The following is a 19,230-nucleotide window of genomic DNA, read 5'->3' as shown; positions in this document are numbered from 1 at the left end:
CACAGGAAAAGTGATTGACCCATGATTTCAGTAAACTGCAGACCGGCCACATTGCTCGACCCATCCAAGGTGATAGTGGCGGTAACAGTACCTTCCTCAAACACCAGCTTGTAGGGATTGCTTGTCCCTTCCACTGATCGATATTTCCCCAACTGCTGCACAAACTGGTCGATGATCTGATGTATCATCGGAATCGGGACGGCTGTTTCAAACTGCTTGGTGTAGGAGAGACTTTGCGGGCCCTTGGAGAACATGAGATGCAACGTTGATGACTCATCAGAATAGGCAGGCACTGCTATTGCAAGAAAAAGCATGAGTGTGCAAGCAAAGCATTTGTATGGTTTCATACCCCCCACTATGAGCACAAAAAATGGCTTTGTAAAGTACATCGGCAGAGGCCTCGATTCGCATCCGGTATACAGGTTGCAGAAGCAATGCAATGTATAAAACATACAGAATTAGCAATTTATAGGGTTGACAGGTTGCAATAGCATGCTACAATACCAACAGGTGTTACGTAACACCTGTCGGAATAACCGACAGGTTGTATCACAAATGTACGAAGGAGGATTATTGAAATGAAGAAAAAACTGTTGAACATGGTGGCGATCAGCCTCATGCTCGTCCTGGCAGCCGGTACCGTGTTCGGAGCAGGCACAAAGGAAGCTGAAAAAGAAACAACCGTCAATATGTTCCAGCTCAAGGTTGAGATCAAGGATGCCATTGATGAATATGCTGCAACGTATTCTGCAGCCACCCCTGGAGTGACCGTGAAAGTGGAAACCCTTGGAGGCGGAGCCGACTACGGTGGGGCGTTGAAGGCAAAAGCCCAAGCCGGCCAGATGCCCGACATCTTTGTGATCGAAGGCCGCGGCGGCTATGACATCTGGAAGGATTACATTGCCGACCTCTCCGACCAGAGCTGGGTGGCTGACACCGACCTTGCTTTCAAGGTTGATGGAAAAGTGTATGGTTTCCCGGTTGCCATCGAAGGCTATGGACTGGCATACAATGCCGACATCCTTGCCAAGGCAGGCATCGATCCGGCAAAGTTGACTACTCGAGCAGCTTATGAACAAGCATTCAAAACGTTGGAAGCCAAGAAGGCCGAGTTGGGAATCGATGCTCCGGTTGCCATGGCGGCATCGGTTGCAGGTGGCATGTGGTGGGTGGCAGCCCAGCACAACCTTGCCTGCTATTGGGGCGGCGGGCTTGACTTCAATGATACGAGCATCATCGACATGGCCCTGCAAGGCAAGCTTGACGATGAACGGTTCCTCCAGTATGCCAAGTACCTGCAGCTGCTGTTCAAGTATGCAGACCAGAAGATCCTGCTCAACGGCAGCTATGATGACCAGGTAGGTGCCTTTGCACAGGGCAAGACTGCATTCCTGCATCAGGGCAACTGGGTTGATCCCAACTTGAAGCAACTTGGCGTAACCTTCCCGATTGGCTATGCCCCGCATGCATTCCTCGATACCGAGCAGACGGGTCTCTATCTCTTTGCTCCGAGTTGGTATTGCGTGAACGAGAAGAGCCCCAATGCCGAGGCTGCGAAAGCATTCCTGACGGCTATGGCCACAACTGCTGAAGGACATGATTACATGGTCAACAAGGCCGGTATGATTCCTGCCTTCAAGTCCGTGAAGCTCCAGCCCGCCGGACAGCTCAGTCAGGCCCTGATGGCTGCAAACGCCAAGGGCGGCAACTACGGCGTCTTCTTCGGCATGCTTCCCGATGGAGCCGGCCAGAATGTCTTCGGCCCGATTTTCGACCTGTTTGCACAGAACCAGAACAATCTCAATCAGTTCATCGCAGACATGAAGAAGGCGGTCGCCAACCTTCCGAATATGTAATGCATCATTCGTTTCCTGCACAGGAGTCATCCTGTGCAGGATCTTACCGGGGAGCGAACACCAATGAAAAAGAATAGTACAGTCAACATTGTATTTCTCGCACCATGCGTCCTCACCTTCATCATGATCATCATCATTCCCTTCTTTTTCGGCCTTTACTACTCTGTTACGGACTGGAATGGGGTAAGTGATGATGTCGCCTTTGTCGGACTGAAGAATTTCAGAGGCTTGGCGTCGTCACCGGATTTCATCTACTCGTTTCTGATTACCATCGCCTATACGTTGATCAATATCGTATTCATCAACATCGTCAGCTTTATTCTTTCCTTGATAGTGACCAGCAAAATCCGAAGGCGGAACTTCTACCGCTCGGGTTTCTTCGTCCCCTACCTGATCGGAGGAATCGTGCTGGGCTACATCTGGCAGTTCATCCTGAACAACATCCTGGTCAAGATCGGAACAACCTACTCCATAGCTTTTTTGGAAACATCCTTTCTCAGTATGCCGAACACCGTCATCTGGACGATGGCAGTGGTCAACACCTGGCAGTACGCCGGCTACATCATGCTGATTTTTGTTGCAGCGATCCAAAGCATCCCCTCCTCCCTCATGGAGGCGGCAAATGTAGACGGGGCCAACTATTTCCATCGGGTCATTCACATACTCATTCCCATGATGGCCAATGCATTCACCATCTCCATTTTCTTGACGCTTACTACGTCATTCAAACAATTCGATATGAATATGACACTGACAAACGGAGGACCCGCCACCCGCTTCATGGATGCACCGGTCAAGGCAAGTCAGTTATTGGCTATGAATATTTTCAATACCGCCACTGCAAACCGGATGGCGGAAGCCCAAGCCAAGGCAGTGGTCCTGTTCATTGCCTTGTTGATCGTCTCCCTGATCCAGGTATCAGTCAATAAGAAGAAAGAGGTGGAGATGTGATGAAACCACTACACATAGGTAAAAACAACCGGTATCTGAAGCCCGATCTGCTGCTCTTGGAGCTGCTGACAATCCTGCTCTTCCTGCTGTTCATGTTCCCGTTTATCATGGTTGTGCTGAACTCGGCCAAAACATCACGGGAAATCATCTTCAATGCCATCGCCCTTCCTACAAGCTGGAAGCAACTCGGGGTGAATGTTGGACTGATTTTCAGTAATCCAACGGTTGACTATATGGGCGCCTTCATAGACAGCATTGTCATCACGGTACTTTCGCTTTTGGTCATATCCATCTTCTCCTCCATGGCTGCATGGATCTTGGTGCGCAACAAGACCCTCTGGTCGACCATCCTCTTCATGGCCTTTGTTTCCGCCATGGTCATTCCCTTCCAAGTCTTGATGTATCCCTTGGTCCGCTGGATGCGGGTGATAGGAGAATTTTTAAATTTCCGTTTGCTGGGAACCGTAGGAGGAATCGTATTCGCATACCTCGGATTCGGAAGCCCGCTGTCGATTTTCATCTTCCACGGCTTCATCAAGAACATCCCTCTGGAGATTGAGGAATCGGCCACCATCGACGGGTGTCCGAAGAGCACCATCTTCTTCAGGATTGTGTTCCCGCTGCTGCAACCGATCATGATCACAGTCCTCATCCTCAACGGCATATGGATCTGGAACGATTATCTATTGCCCCTGCTGGTCCTTGGCTCCAACGGGAGGGTGCAGACAATTCCCATAGCGGTGACGGCGTTCGCCGGTGCCTATCTCAAGCAATGGGATTTGATTCTCACCTCAACCTTGATAGCCATGCTGCCGATTATTGTCTTATATATTTTCGCACAACGATACATCATCAAGGGTATGGTTGAAGGTTCAATTAAATAGAGGGAGAGAAACGATGAAAATTGTTCTGGTTGGTGCTGGAAGCATCCAGTTTGGCTTGGGTACGTTGGGAGACATCTTCACCAGCAAAACACTCACAGGAAGCGAGATAACATTGCTCGACATCAATGCAAAAGCTTTGGATGTTGTGTTGCAGACAACGAAGGATTTCATCCAGTCGCACGGCCTGCGCTATACGGTTACGGCAACCACCGATCGAAGGAGTGCCTTCGTCGGTGCTGATTTCATAATATCCTCCATCGAGGTGGGCAATCGTTTCCAGATGTGGGATGAGGATTGGAAGATCCCCCTTCAGTACGGCGTGCACCAAGTATACGGGGAGAACGGCGGGCCGGGAGGAGTTTTCCATTCGCTTCGCATTGGCAAGGTAATCCTGGAAATCGTCAAGGATGCCATGGAAATCTGTCCCAATGCTTGGATTTTCAACTATTCCAACCCGATGACGGCCATCTGTACTACGGTCAAGCGCAAGTATCCCCAGGCAAAATTTGTGGGGATGTGCCATGAAATCGGCTGGCTGGGCCGCTGGCTGCCCAGGATGCTGGGCATGAACCATGAGGACCTCCACTATCGCGCCGCCGGGCTGAACCATTTTTCCTGCATGCTCTCCTTGACCGACCGCAGGAGTGGAAGGGATCTCTATCCCGAGGTGCTTGCAAAAGCCGAATCGTTTTTCGAGCAGGAACCCGGTTACAGCGACTTATACGATGCATACAGGAAAACCGGCTCGCTCGATGCTTCAGAAAAATTCCAAAAAGGGGAGACCGACCAAAAGAGCGCCTATAAGTGGGCCGACCGCAAATTGATACGGTTCATGCTCAAGAACTACCACCTGCTTCCCATAACCACCGACAGCCATTTCGGTGAGTACTTGGGCTGGGCTTGGGATGTGGTGGATCATCGGGGCATTCTCGATTTCTACGATGTCTACAAGGTCATGCTCTCCCAGGAAGTCCCTCATGAAATTCATTTGGAGACTTCCGAGCGGGTGATTCCCATCATCGACGGCATGCTTACCGATGCCAAGTATGAAGAAGCAGCCGTAAACGTCCTGAACACAGGCTTGCTCGACGATTTACCGTCCTGGCTGGCGGTGGAAGTTCCTGCCATCATCGATAAGAGCGGTATACGGGGGATCAGGATGGAGAGTGTCCCGAAGGGATATTTGGCGCTGCTTCGTGCATATGCCGGAGTCTACGATATGACGGCCGAAGCGATCATCCACGAAAAAAAGGAGTATGCCATCCAAGCTCTCCTTGCGAATCCAGTGGTTCATCAAGCCTCCAACCTCGAAGAGATGGTTGATCGGATGATCAGCAAGCAAGAGCGCTGGCTGGGATATCTGAAATAGAAAACCAACAACGGATGGGAGTATACTTCCATCCGTTGAATTTGTAGAATGGGCGGATATGGCTACAATCAAGGAAATCTCCCGCAAGGCCGGCGTGAGCGCTACTACCGTTGCGAATGTCATTCATGGCCGCACCAACAAGGTCTCAGCTGCCACCCTGCATAAAGTGCAGGCGATTATTGACTCGGAAAAGTATGCTCCCAACATGGGAGCCATGATGCTGCTGCACAACAACTCCCGCATCATCGGGGTCATCATGTTCACTGAACCTCGGCACAATGAGACGGTGTTGGAGGACCCCTTCTCATCGGCCATCCTGGGCGCTATGGAACGGGATATCCGAGTAGCAGGATACTATATGATGCTGTACGTCTCCAGTGATGAGGATGAAGTGGTCCGTCTTTCCAAGTCATGGAAAATGGATGGTTTGATTCTTGTCTGGGTTCCCGGCAAGATTTGCAGCATCATCAACTCCAGCATCGATATTCCCTTGGTCTACATCGACTGTTTTTTCAATGATGATGATCATGTCTACTATAACATTGGCTTGGAGGATAAGAAGGGAGGGTATGAGGTAACCAAATATCTGCTCTCCATGGGGCATACCAACATGCTCTTCCTTCCCTGCAACCCCATCTTTCCCGGAGGCGATTCGGAGCGCTTCGCCGGTTGCAAGCAGGCTTTCAGCGAACGGGGTTTGACGCTGCCTGATACGGCGAAGCTGCCTCTGCCCTACGACCGCATGAAGCGGGAAAAAATCTATCTGGAGATCACCAGCAAGAAGGCAGGGTACACAGCCTTGGTATTCTCCTCCGATTATTATGCCGCAGAGGCGCTTACCTTCTTGCAAGATTGCGGTGTCCGGATTCCTCAGGATATCTCCATCACCGGCTTTGACGACAATATTTTCTCACGGCTGGTCACGCCAAGACTGACGACCGTCCATCAGGATTCAAGCGAAAAAGGGCGATTGGCAATCGAGATGTTGATGCGCTTGATCCATGGAGAAGCGGTAAAGCAGCCGAGAATCACGCTGCCGATTTATCTGCAGATTCGCGATTCGGTGCGAAAACTCTAGACCGGCTTCAAGCACCCCCGACGGGCGCAGTTTCATTCTCATACACCCCCTAGGTAACCGGATGGGGTGTATCGGTGTGTCAAACGCCCTAATCTTATGCACAAAGTTATTTATATAACAAATTAACACATAGTTATATGCTTATGAACATTCAAATAGGCTCGTGGGGCTCTGTGCACTACAGAGAGAAAGGAAGAAATCCAATGAGAAAAAACATCACTGTGCTGGTCGTAATGCTCTGCCTGACCGCTTGTTGTTCGCCCAAGGGAAGTCGGAAGCCTCCTCTTCAGACGCCAAGGTCCTGAGAGTCGCCATGGAGTGCGGATATGCACCGTACAACTGGACCCAGACCACCAATGCAAACGAGGCCGTGCCCATCTCCGGCTCGAAGGAGTTCGCATACGGCTATGATGGCATAATGGCCTAGCTGATCGCCGAACGCCTGGGATACAAGCTTGAGATTGTCAAGTTGGACTTGGGACTCCCTCGTACCTGCGGTGCAGTCAGGAACCGTCGATTGCGTCATCGCAGGCCAATCCATCACCTCGGAACGAAAACAGATGGTTGACTTCACATCCCCGTACTACTACGCCTCGATTGTCTGCCTGACCAACGGCGACAGCAAGTATGCCTCGGCAAAGGGTATCACCGACCTTGCCGGAGCTTCCTGCACCAGTCAGCTCGGAACCATCTGGTACGACACCTGCCTGCCACAGGTTCCCAATGCCAAGATTCTCCCCGCCCAGGAGTCTGCACCGGCCATGCTCGTAGCGCTGAACAGCAAGCGTGTCGACTTCATCTGTACCGATATGCCCACTGCAAAAGCTGCCATCATCGCCTACCCGACTATGAAAATCCTCGACTTTGCAGGTTCAAACGATGATTTCAAGGTCAGTGAGGAGGAGATCAACATCGGCATCTCGGTCTCCAAGAAGAACCCTGAGCTGACCAAGGCCATCAACAGCGTGTTGGACACCCTCACCGTCGATGACTTCAACGCCATGATGGAGAGTGCCATTGCAGTCCAGCCATTGTCCAACTAACCTGAAGGAAGTGGCATGTCTATATCTGAAATGAATTTCTTTCAGAGGATGCTCTACATCCTCCAAACGTACAGCGGCTCCCTTGCAAAAGGGGCCGCGACCACCATGGTGATCGCCATTGTCTGTACCGCTCTTGGCTGCTTGATCGGCTTTGCCGTCGGCATTGTCCAGACTTTGGAGCCGAAGAAGAAGGACAACCTGGCCTACAGGATCATCCTGAAACTTGCAAAAGTGCTCCTTACAGCCTATGTCGAACTGTTCCGCGGTACCCCCATGATGCTGCAGGCTGCGTTCATCTATTACGGTGCCAGCCAAGTCTTCAGTCTCAACCTCGGGATGTGGGAGGCTGCAATCCTGATCGTCTCCATAAACACCGGAGCCTACATGGCCGAAACGGTGCGCGGCGGCATCTTGTCGGTCGACATCGGACAGACGGAGGGAGCAAAAGCCATCGGCATGAATCACTTCCAAACGATGTTGTCCGTGATTCTTCCCCAGGCACTGAGAAATATCATGCCCCAGATCGGCAACAACCTCATCATCAACATCAAGGATACCTGTGTACTGTCCATCATTGGAACAGTGGAGCTCTTTTTCACCTTCAAGAGCATCCCAGGAGCCTTGTATACCTACTTTGAGGCAGCCACGGTCATCCTCATCATCTACTTCATACTTACCTTCGTCTCCTCGCGAATCCTGCTCGCCTGGGAAAACCGGATGGACGGCCCTGCCAATTTCGATCTTGCCACAACCGATACGCTTGCATACACCAGCGGCATGATGAACTTCCCCCGCAAGCCCAAGAGGAGGACATAATGCCTGAAATATTGAAAATAGAACACCTGTCCAAACACTTCGGGGCGAACGAGGTTCTCAAGGACATCAATTTCCAAGTGCGGCCGGGGGATGTTACTTCAATCATCGGAGCCTCGGGCTCAGGCAAGTCCACCCTGCTTCGATGCATCAACCTCCTGGAGAGCGCCACTTCGGGCAACATCCTCTTTCACGGGCGGAACATCCTCAGCGACCATGTGAACGAGGCCAAGTACCGGGCCAAGGTGGGGATGGTCTTCCAATCCTTCAATCTCTTCAACAATCACACGGTACTCAGCAACTGCATGGTCGGCCAAATCAAGGTCTTGAAGAAGTCGAAGGAGGAAGCCTATCAATCAGCACTGTTCTACTTGGACAAGGTGGGCATGACCAGTCACATCAATGCCAAGCCGCACCAGCTCAGCGGCGGGCAGAAGCAACGGGTTGCAATCGCCCGCGCCCTGGCGATGCAGCCTGAGATCCTGCTGTTTGATGAACCTACCTCCGCCCTCGACCCTGAGATGGTCGGAGAGGTCCTCGATGTCATGAAGGCCTTGGCCAAGGAGGGAACCACCATGCTGGTAGTCACGCATGAGATGGCTTTTGCACGGGATGTCTCCAACCATGTAGTCTATATGTTCGATGGGAAAATCGAAGAGGAGGGAGAACCAAAGAACCTCTTCTCCAACCCCAAGAGTCCCCAGCTGAAAGAGTTTCTCAGCAGATTCACCGGCGATGCAGTCCGTCAAGGCAGCTGATCCGACCAAGATGGATGACCGATTCACGTTCACATCAATTCTTGTTTGGTTAGCCGACCAATGCCAGAAAGGCATTTTTTTTCCAAGGGCTTGGAGAAATAGCAACCCTGTCTACCGCTTTGATCATCTCATAGCATCGAATCTTTCAGGTTTGGGCTTTGAGCAACGCCAGCGCAGCTTTATCATCCACCGGCCTGCTGATCAAATAGCCTTGGATTTTATCACAATTGAATTTTCTTAGGTACTGAAGCTGCTTTTCATGCTCGATCCCTTCTGCTACGACACAGTGACCGAGCTTGTGGGCCATACTTATGATGTCACCGGTTATCGCCTGCTCTTCGGAGAGGGTCATGAGTTTGTCGATGAAGGACTTGTCAATCTTCAAACAGTTGATGTTAAGCTCCCGCTCGCGGGCGAGGGATGAGTAGCCGGTACCAAAATCATCAATTGCAATCTGGATTCCCAGACTTTGCAGCTGCCCCAGCACCCTGTTGATATCCTGATAATTGGATGCAAACACCGATTCAGTTATTTCGAGGCAGATGGAGTGGGGATCGACCTGCATCGCCTTGATCATTCTCAGCAGGTTGGCATTAAAATCATGCTTCAGCAACTGTATGGCTGAGATGTTGATGGAAAGGAAAATATCGGAATACCCGAGGCTTTGCACCGTATTGAGAAACCGCAGGGCTTGAAGAATGATGGAGTCTCCCAAGGGGATGATAAGCTTGGTTTTCTCGGTGATCGGGATGAACTGAAGCGGCGGGATAAGGCCCAGTGAAGGTATCTGCAGACGAGCAAGGGCCTCAAAACCAACAATCCTGTTCGTCCCGAGATCAAGAATCGGCTGATAGTTGAGAAACAACGAGCCGTTTCCCTCTCCGGCTGCAATCCGACTGAGTTCAGCAGTTATCACTTCCTCACGGTAGAGCTCTTCCTCCATCGCCTTGTCGAAAAAGCAGTAGGAGCTATCGTCATGCAATTGCTGCAACGCCTTCTCAGAAGCAACCAAGACATTTCTCAACAACTGCTCCACATCCTTGGTCGTCCCCTTGCCTATCTCGACAATACCGATGCCCCAATTGATGCCTTCAATGATCAGGAAGGTCTCAAGAAGTGATGATATCCTTTTGCAAAAGGCTATCAAATCCTCTTTATCACGATAGTCTTTCACATAAAAAGAGAATCGATACTCATGCGTCTTGCACAGAAGACACTGATCGGAGCAGAGCACAAGCAAGGAGCTTGAGACCTTCTTGATTATCTCCTGGGTATATTGAAAACCATAGGTCATGCTTGAGGTATGCAGTGCACTCAGGTTGACTGCAAGCACGGCACGCTTGAGTGACGGATGCAGATCGGCATCCGAAAACAGCAACTGTTCAAGGTATCGGCGGTTGTACAGGCCGGTCCATATATCATGCTCGTTGAGGAACATGAGCTCGTGCTCGATTTTCTTTCGATCCGAAATATCGAGAATGATACCCTCAAGTTCCAATACTTCATCATCTTGGCCATACAGGCCCTGTCCGGTCTCCCATACCCAGCACCGCTGCCCGTCAGCCTTGATGATTTCATACTCATAGGTGAACGTCTGGTGCAACGGCAACACCCGCGCCCACTCCGCTCTGATTCCCTGTTGATACGAAGGTACGATCAGGTCATTGAAGCAGATATCACGATTATGCAAGAGACTCTCATTTTCATACCCGGTCAAGGCTTTGCACCCATTGGAGACATAGAGCACCGTCCAGTCATGGTCATACTTGGTCCGGTAGGCAAGGCCGGGCAGATGGGAAAGCAGCATCGATTTGCTGCGCTCGCTTTCTGCAAGCCTCTGTTCCGCTTCCTTCCGCTCTGAGATGTCCTGGACCAGACAGATATGGCTGTAGGAGTGATTGCTTTGGATTTGCAGTGAAGCAACCACCATGGAAACCCACACAGCGGAGCCATCCGGTTTTATATACCGTTTTTGAAGGGAGTAGCTCGGTATCTCTCCTGCCTGCAGCCGCCTGAACTGCTCAAGGTCGGCCTCAAGGTCATCAGGATGGGTGATTGCGGCCCACCCGAGGCTTTTCAGCTCCTCGCTCGTCCATCCGGTGATCTCCTCGAACCGGGGATTCACCCTGAACACCTCGTTGATCGGACCATCGATCGGACCGATGCCATGGGAGATGGTGATGCCCATCGGGGCCTGCCAGAAAATGGCGTTGAAGAGGAAGGCCTGCTCGTTGAGCAGCTTGCTGCGGTCCTTTTGCAAAACCTGCGCAACCTGCTTGGACACAACAGCAGCAGTAAGCGGCGGGTGCAGGATTGAATCACTGTCTCCGCTATGGGCGATCAGCATAACAGCGTAGCGGGGATTCTGTTCGATGGCGTGAAGCAACAAGAGGGCGTCAAGGGTGTCGCCTGTGGCATCGATGAGTATCAGAACGAGGTCTGAGAGCTTGGCAATGCATTCCAAGGCCTGTTTTCCATCCTCTGCGAAGGAGAGCTCATGCGATGTCAAGGCCGCTTGCATAATCACCCGATTTTCCCGGGATGTACCGACCGCTAAAATATGTGTATCCAAGTCAGCTCTCCTTGCACCTACTATGCAGTATACATGAGGATTGGTCCCACGAGAGAAAATTCTGTCCGAACGCAACTGCTCATCACAGCCAGAAGGGTGATACCACAGAGTGAAAAGAGCTGGACCACCGCCAAGGGGCTTGCAGAGACAAGAAAAACAGCTCTTTTTGCCTCAAGGCACGTTCGCAAAATTGATTGCAACTTGCATGATCGGCTGTGATGGACTAGAGTACTACAACATATGGGAACGCACACAAAACTGATGACCACCGGATCCATCCAAAGGAATCTGCTCTCCTTTGCGATTCCCATCTTCCTGGGCAATCTTTTCCAACAACTCTACCACACCGCCGACTCCCTGGTAGTGGGAAATTTCATCGGCAAGGAGTCGCTGGCCGCAATCTCCTCCATCGGGTCGCTGACCATGCTGCTGATCGGGCTATTCCAGGGCATCTTCGTAGGTGCAGGTGTGGTCATCTCCAAATCCTTCGGCGAAGGCGACAAGGCTGCCGTACAAGAGGCTGTGCACACAACCGTAGCCCTCGGGCTTTCCGGCAGCGTACTGCTCACAGTACTCGGGTACTATTTCGCCCCTCCGATACTGGTCTGGATGCAGACACCGCCAAGTGTGTTCAACGATGCAGAACTCTATATCCGCATCTACTTTCTGGGCATCGGCACCCTCATTCTCTACAATACCGCCAGCGGAATCCTGCAAGCGGTCGGGGACAGCCGTCATCCATTGTACTTTCTCATCGTCTCCTCGGTCATCAACATCGTCTTGGATCTGGTGTTTGTTGCAGTACTGGGCATGGGAATCGCAGGAGCCGCCTATGCCACCATCATAGCCCAGGCGGTGAGCGCCATCCTGAGTTTCCGCCTGCTCTTTACCACCGGTGATATCATCAAGGTGCGTTTGAAACATATACGTTTCCATAAGGGGTTTCTCGCCCCTATCCTCAGGCTGGGCATCCCATCGGGAATCCAGAACTCGGTGACAAGCTTTGCAAATATCATTCTTCAATCCTCGATCAACCTCTTCGGACCGGCGGCTATGGCAGGCAACGGGGNNGGGGCGTTCATGCGCATCCAAGGCTTTGCCTTCATCCCCATCACCGCCTTCGCCCTTGCGCTTACGACCTTCACCGGCCAGAACATGGGGGCCGGTGAGTATGAGCGGGTACGAAAGGGAGCCCGCTTTGGGGCGGTCTTTGCCATGGTGCTTGCCGAAACCATCGGGCTGTTGATGTACTTCGGCTCAGAACCGTTGATCGCCCTGTTCAGCCGTGATCCGGAAGTTATAGCCTTCGGGGTGCAGAAGTCCCGCATTGCAAGCCTGTTCCTCTGGGCCCTCGCACTCAGCCATGCGATGGCCGGAATTTTCCGGGGGGCGGGCAAGTCCATCGTCCCGATGAGCGTCATGCTTGCCGTCTGGTGCATCTTCCGCATCATCTTCATCCAGGTGGGACTGTCCATCGTTATGGACATCCGAGTCGTCTACTGGGCCTACCCTGTTACGTGGACGATCAGCTCGGTAATCTTTTTCATCTACTATTTTTCGGTCGACTGGATGCGTCAAACCAAGTAAACTGGAACCACCGATAGGAGGTTCTCATGGATACGACCACCTTCACTCTCTCCAAAGTCCGATGCATCCCCATGGTAAAGTTGTATACCTTGGACCAGGCTCCAAGGCTCATCCAAGCCTTCAAGGACAGCAAAGTCAGGGCCGTCAATGTCAGCCAGCAAGGCCCCGACGGCCTGGCCCTGCTCAAGGCCTTGGCACAAGAACAAGATCTTCTGGTCGGAGCCGGAAATGTGCAGACCTACGAACAAGCCAGGCAGGCAATCCAGGGCGGTGCAGAATTTGTATTCTCCCCTCTCTTTGACGAGCGCATGATTGAATTGTGCCACAGCCGCTCAATTCCCATCTTTCCGGTCACCACCCAGGCAAATTTAGCCGCTTTGCATCAACTGAATGTGCTCGGTTGCTATCCAGTGGAAGAACTTGGGGGCCTCGCATTCATTGACAGGATGGCCGCCGAAGGCGGTTTCTCCTTCTTCGTAGCCGGCCACATCGACGAGTCGATGATGAACCACTACCTGGACAACCCGCATGTACTGGGCATGACCGGCAGCTGGATGTTCAAGGATGCAGAGAACTGGAAGGCTGTCACCGAGGCCCTGATTCGCACAAAACAGTACTGGCTTTCATAAGGGCATTGGGGTGTTGAGGGCTAAACCTGCTTTTTACAACCACAATTCCACCACCTTGCACCCTCCTGCCTCAACGGTAGTCTCGATCAAATACTCTCCGTATCCGGCTGTGGAGAGACGTGGTTCCTCGCCTTTCAAATCGAGCGGCTGAGGCCCACCAAGTCGGGATTCAGAGTCATCATGACCGATGTCTCATTTCAGCCGGCGTGGTCCTGCTGGGTCACAGAACTCTGCGCGTCGAAGTCAGTGACCGAGGAGAGCAGGATGATATCGTACTGTTTCTCCTACTGCCCGGCCATTTGCGCCCAGGCTTTCGGTGAGGGCCCATGCCTATAAGAGGCAGATGAATCCGGCTAGCTTGGCCGAGATTCGAGCATCATCAGGAACAAGCCGTTGGGGACCCAGTAGCAACTCCCCTCCAGCCTCTGGTGGGGCTTGGTCATAGTAGTGAAGTCCATACCTATCAAGGTATTTCCTTCCGGTCCGAGGGGGAGAGGAGGAAACGCAATTCCCCCCGAACCGTTTCGCCGCACGGGTTAAGATGCCATCAGATTGCAAACCATCGAATCCCATTACATTGTGCAGCCCGTGCCACTCAAGCGTTCCCAAGGGTATGGAGTCTACCGGATGCTCTCCCTGCCTCTTGGTAAATGCGGGGGGCATAGTGCACACACTCATCCATGGGCCGACCTCCGTTTCATCGCCTCCTTGTTGCGGTACATGGCATTGTCCGCAGCTATGTAGGTATTGAACAAGTTGCCGATGCACGACTCACACCACGAAGCACCGGAGGCCAGGGAGAGCTTGATCGTCCTGCCTGAATTTGCCAGTTCTGTTTGTACATCCAAAAGTGCAAGAGCCCGTTCGATTTCCTTTCCCTCGATTTTGGAACTGATGACTGCAAACTCGTCACCGCCGACGCGGTAGGTTTTGCCAAGACCCCTGAAACACTGCTCGATCAAGGAGCCGGCATTCACCAACAACTCGTCGCCGGCTTTATGCCCCCAGGTATCATTGGCTTTCTTCAGATAGTTGACATCAAGGACGACAATCGAAGTACCATCCCGGCTGGTTCGCTGCAAATCCAGAATATCCCGCATGAACATGGTACGGTTTCTGAGACCGGTCAGGGTATCGATCGAATAGCGTTGCTCCAAGAAAAAGAGGTAAAAAAGCAGAAGAGAAAGAGCGATGCCCGGCCAGAGGGTGAGCACCCAAGGGAATAACAATTGAAAAAGAAAGCCGATAATCGGTGTGATAAGAATGCACATGAGCAGCAAACGGTCCGAACTTTCATACCGTCGCAGCGATTGTATCAGGTGGAGAATGCTCAGCCCATAGTAGAAGAACGTGATCACGGTGGTGACAAAAAAGAACGGACCGCGGCGATAGATGTTCTGCCCATCAACGAAAAAGAACCATCCCGTCCAATAGCTTGCAAGGCTGAACATTGAATTGAGAATGAGGGGAACCACCAAAACAGGGCTATACTTGTGAAAGCTTGAGTAGCCGATGAAATGCAATAAGAAGAAGCAGACAACCGGGGAAAGGGAAAACCCCAGCACGTTGGTCGCCCGGTGGTACAAAATCTGGCTGACAACGCCCACATCATCCACCTGATAGGCAAACAGCTCGGTTCCAAGCAAGACAAGCAGGGAGAATGCGGAGAGAATGTACCACCGATTACGGGGATTGATCTGTACGCTTCTGCTGGCCAAGGCTATGGCGAAGAGCATCATGACGACGGATAGCATGTCCAATTCCAACGTTGCTTGCATAGCGTTACCCTTGGTTTGTATGATGACACAGCCATTTCCCTTTGGCTAGGGGAAAGGTTGCAACAGCGGCTGTACTTGCGTACTATAGCCGTATGCATCCACCGCTTCCCCAGTACCCGGCAAAGATTCACGCCCTCTACCTGCAGCACTTGCTTGCAGAAAAACACGCCGTTGATTTTGAAAGTGAGTGCAGCTTCAGCACCGACCGGTTTTTCCAAAAGGGCGGCGGTATTATGTTCGGCGTGTTGACGGCCCGCGACAGGGAAGGGAACGATGTATTGCTCAAAGCATTCTCCGGAAGTCTCGGTGGAAAGCGCAACCTCCCCGGTTGGGCTGCACACCTGGTCGACGACCAGGACTACGCGGCCTACATGCAGCAGTACGACCACAGAATCAAGGAGCTGGCAGGTTCGCCGGAGCAAGCCGCCCTCTCACACGAAGCCCTTTCCCGCTACTACAGCCTGTACAGCCTTTCCACCATCGACGGAGAGCGCATCCCTCTCACTGCATGCTTTCCTCCTGACGGCATTCCTACCGGAAGCGGCGATTGCTGCACGATCAAGTTGCTCCATGCAGCACTCTCCCAAGGACTGCATCCAGTCAGCATGGCTGAATTCTTTTTCGGCTGCAGTGCCAATCGCGAGCATCTGGCCTTTTACGGGCCGTGCGACCAAAAATGCAAACCCATATTGGAGCATATGCTCGGCCTGGATATAGTCTATAGAGACCAACACATCGCCGTGGTCAACAAGCAAGCGGGACTCTTATCGGTTCCCGGACGGACACAAGACAAGATCGACTCGGTGGAGAGCCGGATCCGAGTCCTTTTCCCTGACGCCCCGTTGCAATGTGCAACCCACCGCCTCGACATGGATACATCCGGTCTTCTCGTAATCGCCCTGAACAAGGAAGCCCACCGAAGGATGCACAGCCTGTTCCGTGAACAACAGGTAAAAAAGCGCTATGTCGCCCTCTTGGAAGGTGTACTGAAAGAGGAGAGTGGAACCATCACCCTCCCGTTTCGTGCCGATATCAACAACCGGCCCCACCAGATATACGATGAGATCCATGGCAAATGGGGAACCACGTTGTACAAGCGTCTTTGTGTCGAGCGCACCCGCGAGGGCAGGTTGGTCACCCGCGTACAATTCGAGCCGCTGACAGGCAGGACCCATCAGCTCAGGCTCCACAGTTCCCATCCCAAGGGATTGGGAAGGCCCATTGTAGGAGACCGGCTCTATGGCAGCGGCATGCAGGACCGCCTGTACCTGCATGCCCAAATGATCAGCTTTGTGCATCCGATTACCGCCGAACCGATGACCTTTTGTACGGATATTCCTTTTTAGGCAGCACGTAGTTCTTGCATCGTACTTTCTTGAGCGCCAAAGCTGGTGTATAGTAGGCAGACAGGGGGCGACACATGCGCAGAAAAAACAATGCCATTTACATCGATCTTGAGAACATCCCTTCCGGCCTCGATTTGAAGATGCTCTTCGAGGAGCTCACCCTCAAACATAATGACAGCCCAGAAGAAGAAAATATATTCGTCATCAAGATGGCTTGCGGCAACTCAAAGTCCATCAAGAAATTGGAAAAACAGCTTGCCGAGTATAACTTCACCATCCGCGACACCCCTTCAATCACCACCAATTACAAGAACAGGGCCGATTTGATCATCAGCCTTGAAGCGCTGGAGACCATCATCATCAACACCCCGGTGATCGACCGGTATGTCTTCATTACCAGCGACAGTGATTTCACGGTGATCATGGAAGCATTGCGAAAGTATGGGAAGGAAGTATATCTGGTGACAAAGGAAGCGGTGAGCGACAAGCCGATTTTCAACAACTGCTGTGATGAGATCCTGATCATTGAATCCTTCATGCCGAAGCCCAAGACTGAAGAGCCGAAAGGCACCCAGAAGGAAAAGGTCAAGAAGGTTGAGAAACCCGATTCGGAGCATACCAAGAAAATAGATCTTCAAGTCGAGGATTTGATGAAAAAAGTGATCGATTCCTTCGACCCCGATGCCTGGCAGCTTGTCAGCTATGTGGGCGTCAAATTCCATCAGATGGACAAGAGCCGTATGATCGAGCGCAGCAGTTACCGAAGCCTCGGCAATCTGCTGTCCAAGCTGGAACAGGATAAATTCATTGAGCGCAAGCTCAACGAGAAAGGGCATCCCGAAATCCGAAAGGCATCCCAGGCTGCGCATGCATAGGAGCATATGATGAAGGCTGCCACTGCTGAACGTCACATGCAACGCATCTTGTTGTCTTTGGTCGTAGTCATGTTTTGCATGGCCTGTTACTTTGACTCGTTTTTGTCCATACCCGCTTTGGACAATGAGCCGGTTATCGAATGGGAAGGTCCTTGGACCATCTATGAGAATGACAAGCCTATCGCCAGAAACGTCAAGCTTCCCTACTCCATCGAGGGAAATCTCTTGGGCAAAACCTTCACTGCAACATATCGCCTACCCGCCTCATTTCCCAACCATAACACCGCCATTGCAGTCAATACGAGCATGAGCGGCCTCACCGTATCGGTCGATGGAAGTGTCATTTACCGGTATGAGGGCCCGAAACAAGGGTGGGCCCGCCCGGTATATGGGGGGTCGACACCCCATTTCATCCGTCTTGACGATGCCCATCAGGGGAAAACCCTTTCGTTGACGTTCGAATACACCTCCAACAATGCATTTGCCGGCCATATCCATGAAGTACGTGCCGGCAGCAAGGCCTCTCTCATTCTATCCGAGTTCAAGGAGTGGCCATCCCTCTTCTTCGGTTTCTCTCTGCTGCTGCTGGGGACACTCATCGCCATCTTCTCCTTTGCCGTCCAGTCCATGGAGGAGCGAAAGAGCTTCTTTTACTTGGGGATGGTCCTGCTCGCCCTTGGTGGGTGGGTGTTCAGCCAGACTCCGAGCAAGTTCCTGCTCTGGCGCAACCCTGCCCTTCCCATGAATCTCAGCTTCGCCGCCCTGTACTTGCTTCCGAGCTTCCTGACCAATTACGTCAGCTACTCCTATCCGGTCCACCGGAGGATCAAGCACTTCAGGCGCTTTTCGATGCTCTTTTTGCTCATGTATCTCATCGGAGGCGTGCTTCAAGTTACAGGTATCGCCCAGTACACCGACCTGTTGCTCTTTTCTGGCTTGGCCCTGGTCCTCTTCTTGATCAGCCTGTTTGCCTGCCTCTGCTACGAGTACGCCAAGGGGAACAGACGGCTCAGCTCATTTTTGCTCGCCTTCGTCTGTTTGCTTGCATCAATCTTGGCGGAAGTAGCGCTGCTTGCCATGAACATCCAGCTCGACAGCGCCGTCATCCTTCACTTCGGGATGGCGCTTTCAGCAGTCATCCTGTTCTGGCACAGCGTCACCCTGGTCAGATTGAAAACCCAACAGTTGAGCAAGGAGCAACTGTTGCAGCAGCTTGCATACACCGATACACTGACAGGAGTCGGTAACAGGGCATCCTACGACCGCGAGGTTGAGAGACTATCCAACCAACAACGGGTCGAAGTGCTGGGTATCCTGATGATGGATATCAACAACCTCAAAAAAATCAACGACACCCAAGGCCACAAGGCCGGGGATACTGTACTAAGGGACTTCGGCCAACGGATCACCCGGCTTCTGCCGGCCTCGGCAACCATCTTTCGGTACGGTGGTGATGAGTTCATCGCCCTCATTCCCAAAGTCGATGAGGACCAGGTTTCAAAGTTGGCCGATGCAGTACTTACTTTTTTTACTTCTTCCGGCAAGGTCACGTATGAAGTTGCCGTCGGCTATGATATTTTCATTCCCAAGAAGAAGGAGAAATTTGTGCAGGTCGTAAACCGGGCCGATGCGGCCATGTATCGATGCAAGAGTGCAATGAAGATGTGATTCTTGACCAACGCCGAGTAATT

The 19,230-nt window shown here is 52.0% G+C and carries 17 protein-coding genes; 14 read left to right on the top strand and 3 right to left on the bottom strand.

The features are described 5' to 3' along the window. A partial coding sequence (locus B3K89_RS05175) for a hypothetical protein (protein WP_293892387.1) occupies positions 1-347 on the bottom strand: 347 nt, incomplete at its 3' end. Between the two features lie 231 nt (positions 348-578). Between B3K89_RS05175 and B3K89_RS05170 the strand changes: the two genes are divergently transcribed. The 9 genes from B3K89_RS05170 (at position 579) to B3K89_RS05130 (ending at position 8,752) form a co-directional block, all read left to right on the top strand. Next, positions 579-1,856 (top strand): ABC transporter substrate-binding protein, encoded by a 1,278-nt coding sequence (locus B3K89_RS05170; protein WP_293908472.1) that lies wholly within the window; start codon positions 579-581, stop codon positions 1,854-1,856. Positions 1,857-1,919: 63 nt separating this feature from the next. Further along, a complete protein-coding gene (locus B3K89_RS05165) occupies positions 1,920-2,807 on the top strand; it encodes a carbohydrate ABC transporter permease (protein WP_293892390.1) in 888 nt (295 codons plus the stop codon). Continuing rightward, complete coding sequence (locus B3K89_RS05160; protein ID WP_293892393.1) at positions 2,807-3,691, top strand: carbohydrate ABC transporter permease; 885 nt, start codon at positions 2,807-2,809, stop codon at positions 3,689-3,691. Before B3K89_RS05165 ends, B3K89_RS05160 begins: the two co-directional genes overlap by 1 nt. A 13-nt stretch (positions 3,692-3,704) precedes the next feature. Continuing rightward, positions 3,705-5,060, top strand: coding sequence for an alpha-glucosidase (locus B3K89_RS05155; RefSeq protein ID WP_293892396.1), 1,356 nt, complete (start codon positions 3,705-3,707; stop codon positions 5,058-5,060). 58 nt (positions 5,061-5,118) lie between these two features. Beyond that, entirely contained in the window at positions 5,119-6,138 is a 1,020-nt protein-coding gene (locus B3K89_RS05150) for a LacI family DNA-binding transcriptional regulator (protein WP_293892399.1), read from the top strand. A 163-nt stretch (positions 6,139-6,301) separates the two neighbouring features. Next, on the top strand, positions 6,302-6,565 hold the full coding sequence (locus B3K89_RS05145; RefSeq protein ID WP_345907152.1) for a hypothetical protein: 264 nt from the start codon (positions 6,302-6,304) through the stop codon (positions 6,563-6,565). A gap of 28 nt (positions 6,566-6,593) precedes the next feature. After that, on the top strand, positions 6,594-7,181 hold the full coding sequence (locus B3K89_RS05140; RefSeq protein ID WP_345907151.1) for a transporter substrate-binding domain-containing protein: 588 nt from the start codon (positions 6,594-6,596) through the stop codon (positions 7,179-7,181). Positions 7,182-7,196: 15 nt separating this feature from the next. Then, the gene (locus B3K89_RS05135) at positions 7,197-7,997 is read left to right on the top strand and encodes an amino acid ABC transporter permease (RefSeq protein ID WP_345907150.1); all 801 of its coding nucleotides are present in this window, start codon (positions 7,197-7,199) and stop codon (positions 7,995-7,997) included. Then, complete coding sequence (locus B3K89_RS05130) at positions 7,997-8,752, top strand: amino acid ABC transporter ATP-binding protein (protein ID WP_293908468.1); 756 nt, start codon at positions 7,997-7,999, stop codon at positions 8,750-8,752. Before B3K89_RS05135 ends, B3K89_RS05130 begins: the two co-directional genes overlap by 1 nt. 145 nt (positions 8,753-8,897) lie before the next feature. On the opposite strand, the gene B3K89_RS05125 is transcribed toward B3K89_RS05130, so the two are convergent. Then, on the bottom strand, positions 8,898-11,324 hold the full coding sequence (locus B3K89_RS05125; protein ID WP_345907149.1) for an EAL domain-containing protein: 2,427 nt from the start codon (positions 11,322-11,324) through the stop codon (positions 8,898-8,900). 240 nt (positions 11,325-11,564) lie between these two features. On the opposite strand from B3K89_RS05125, the gene B3K89_RS05120 reads away from it, so the two are divergent. Both B3K89_RS05120 and B3K89_RS05115 read left to right on the top strand, forming a co-directional pair. After that, positions 11,565-12,911, top strand: coding sequence for an MATE family efflux transporter (locus B3K89_RS05120; protein ID WP_345907148.1), 1,347 nt, complete (start codon positions 11,565-11,567; stop codon positions 12,909-12,911). A 26-nt stretch (positions 12,912-12,937) separates the two neighbouring features. Continuing rightward, a complete protein-coding gene (locus B3K89_RS05115) occupies positions 12,938-13,540 on the top strand; it encodes a hypothetical protein (RefSeq protein ID WP_293896673.1) in 603 nt (200 codons plus the stop codon). Between the two features lie 674 nt (positions 13,541-14,214). Here the strand turns inward: B3K89_RS05115 and B3K89_RS05110 are convergent. Continuing rightward, positions 14,215-15,318 carry a GGDEF domain-containing protein gene (locus B3K89_RS05110; RefSeq protein WP_293896676.1) on the bottom strand — a complete coding sequence of 368 codons (1,104 nt, stop codon included), beginning with the start codon at positions 15,316-15,318 and terminating at the stop codon, positions 14,215-14,217. 92 nt (positions 15,319-15,410) lie between these two features. On the opposite strand from B3K89_RS05110, the gene B3K89_RS05105 reads away from it, so the two are divergent. The 3 genes from B3K89_RS05105 (at position 15,411) to B3K89_RS05095 (ending at position 19,207) form a co-directional block, all read left to right on the top strand. After that, on the top strand, positions 15,411-16,664 hold the full coding sequence (locus B3K89_RS05105) for an RluA family pseudouridine synthase (RefSeq protein ID WP_293896679.1): 1,254 nt from the start codon (positions 15,411-15,413) through the stop codon (positions 16,662-16,664). A gap of 74 nt (positions 16,665-16,738) precedes the next feature. Further along, positions 16,739-17,539, top strand: a complete 801-nt coding sequence (locus B3K89_RS05100; RefSeq protein ID WP_293896682.1) for an NYN domain-containing protein — start codon at positions 16,739-16,741, stop codon at positions 17,537-17,539. Positions 17,540-17,548: 9 nt separating this feature from the next. Further along, the gene (locus B3K89_RS05095) at positions 17,549-19,207 is read left to right on the top strand and encodes a GGDEF domain-containing protein (protein ID WP_293896685.1); all 1,659 of its coding nucleotides are present in this window, start codon (positions 17,549-17,551) and stop codon (positions 19,205-19,207) included. Positions 19,208-19,230 lie beyond the last annotated feature (23 nt).

The sequence above is a fragment of the Sphaerochaeta sp. UBA5849 genome (genome assembly GCA_002432715.1).
Lineage (GTDB): Bacteria > Spirochaetota > Spirochaetia > Sphaerochaetales > Sphaerochaetaceae > Sphaerochaeta.
Note: the sequence above shows the minus strand (reverse complement) of the source record. Positions and strands in the feature narration are given on the sequence as shown.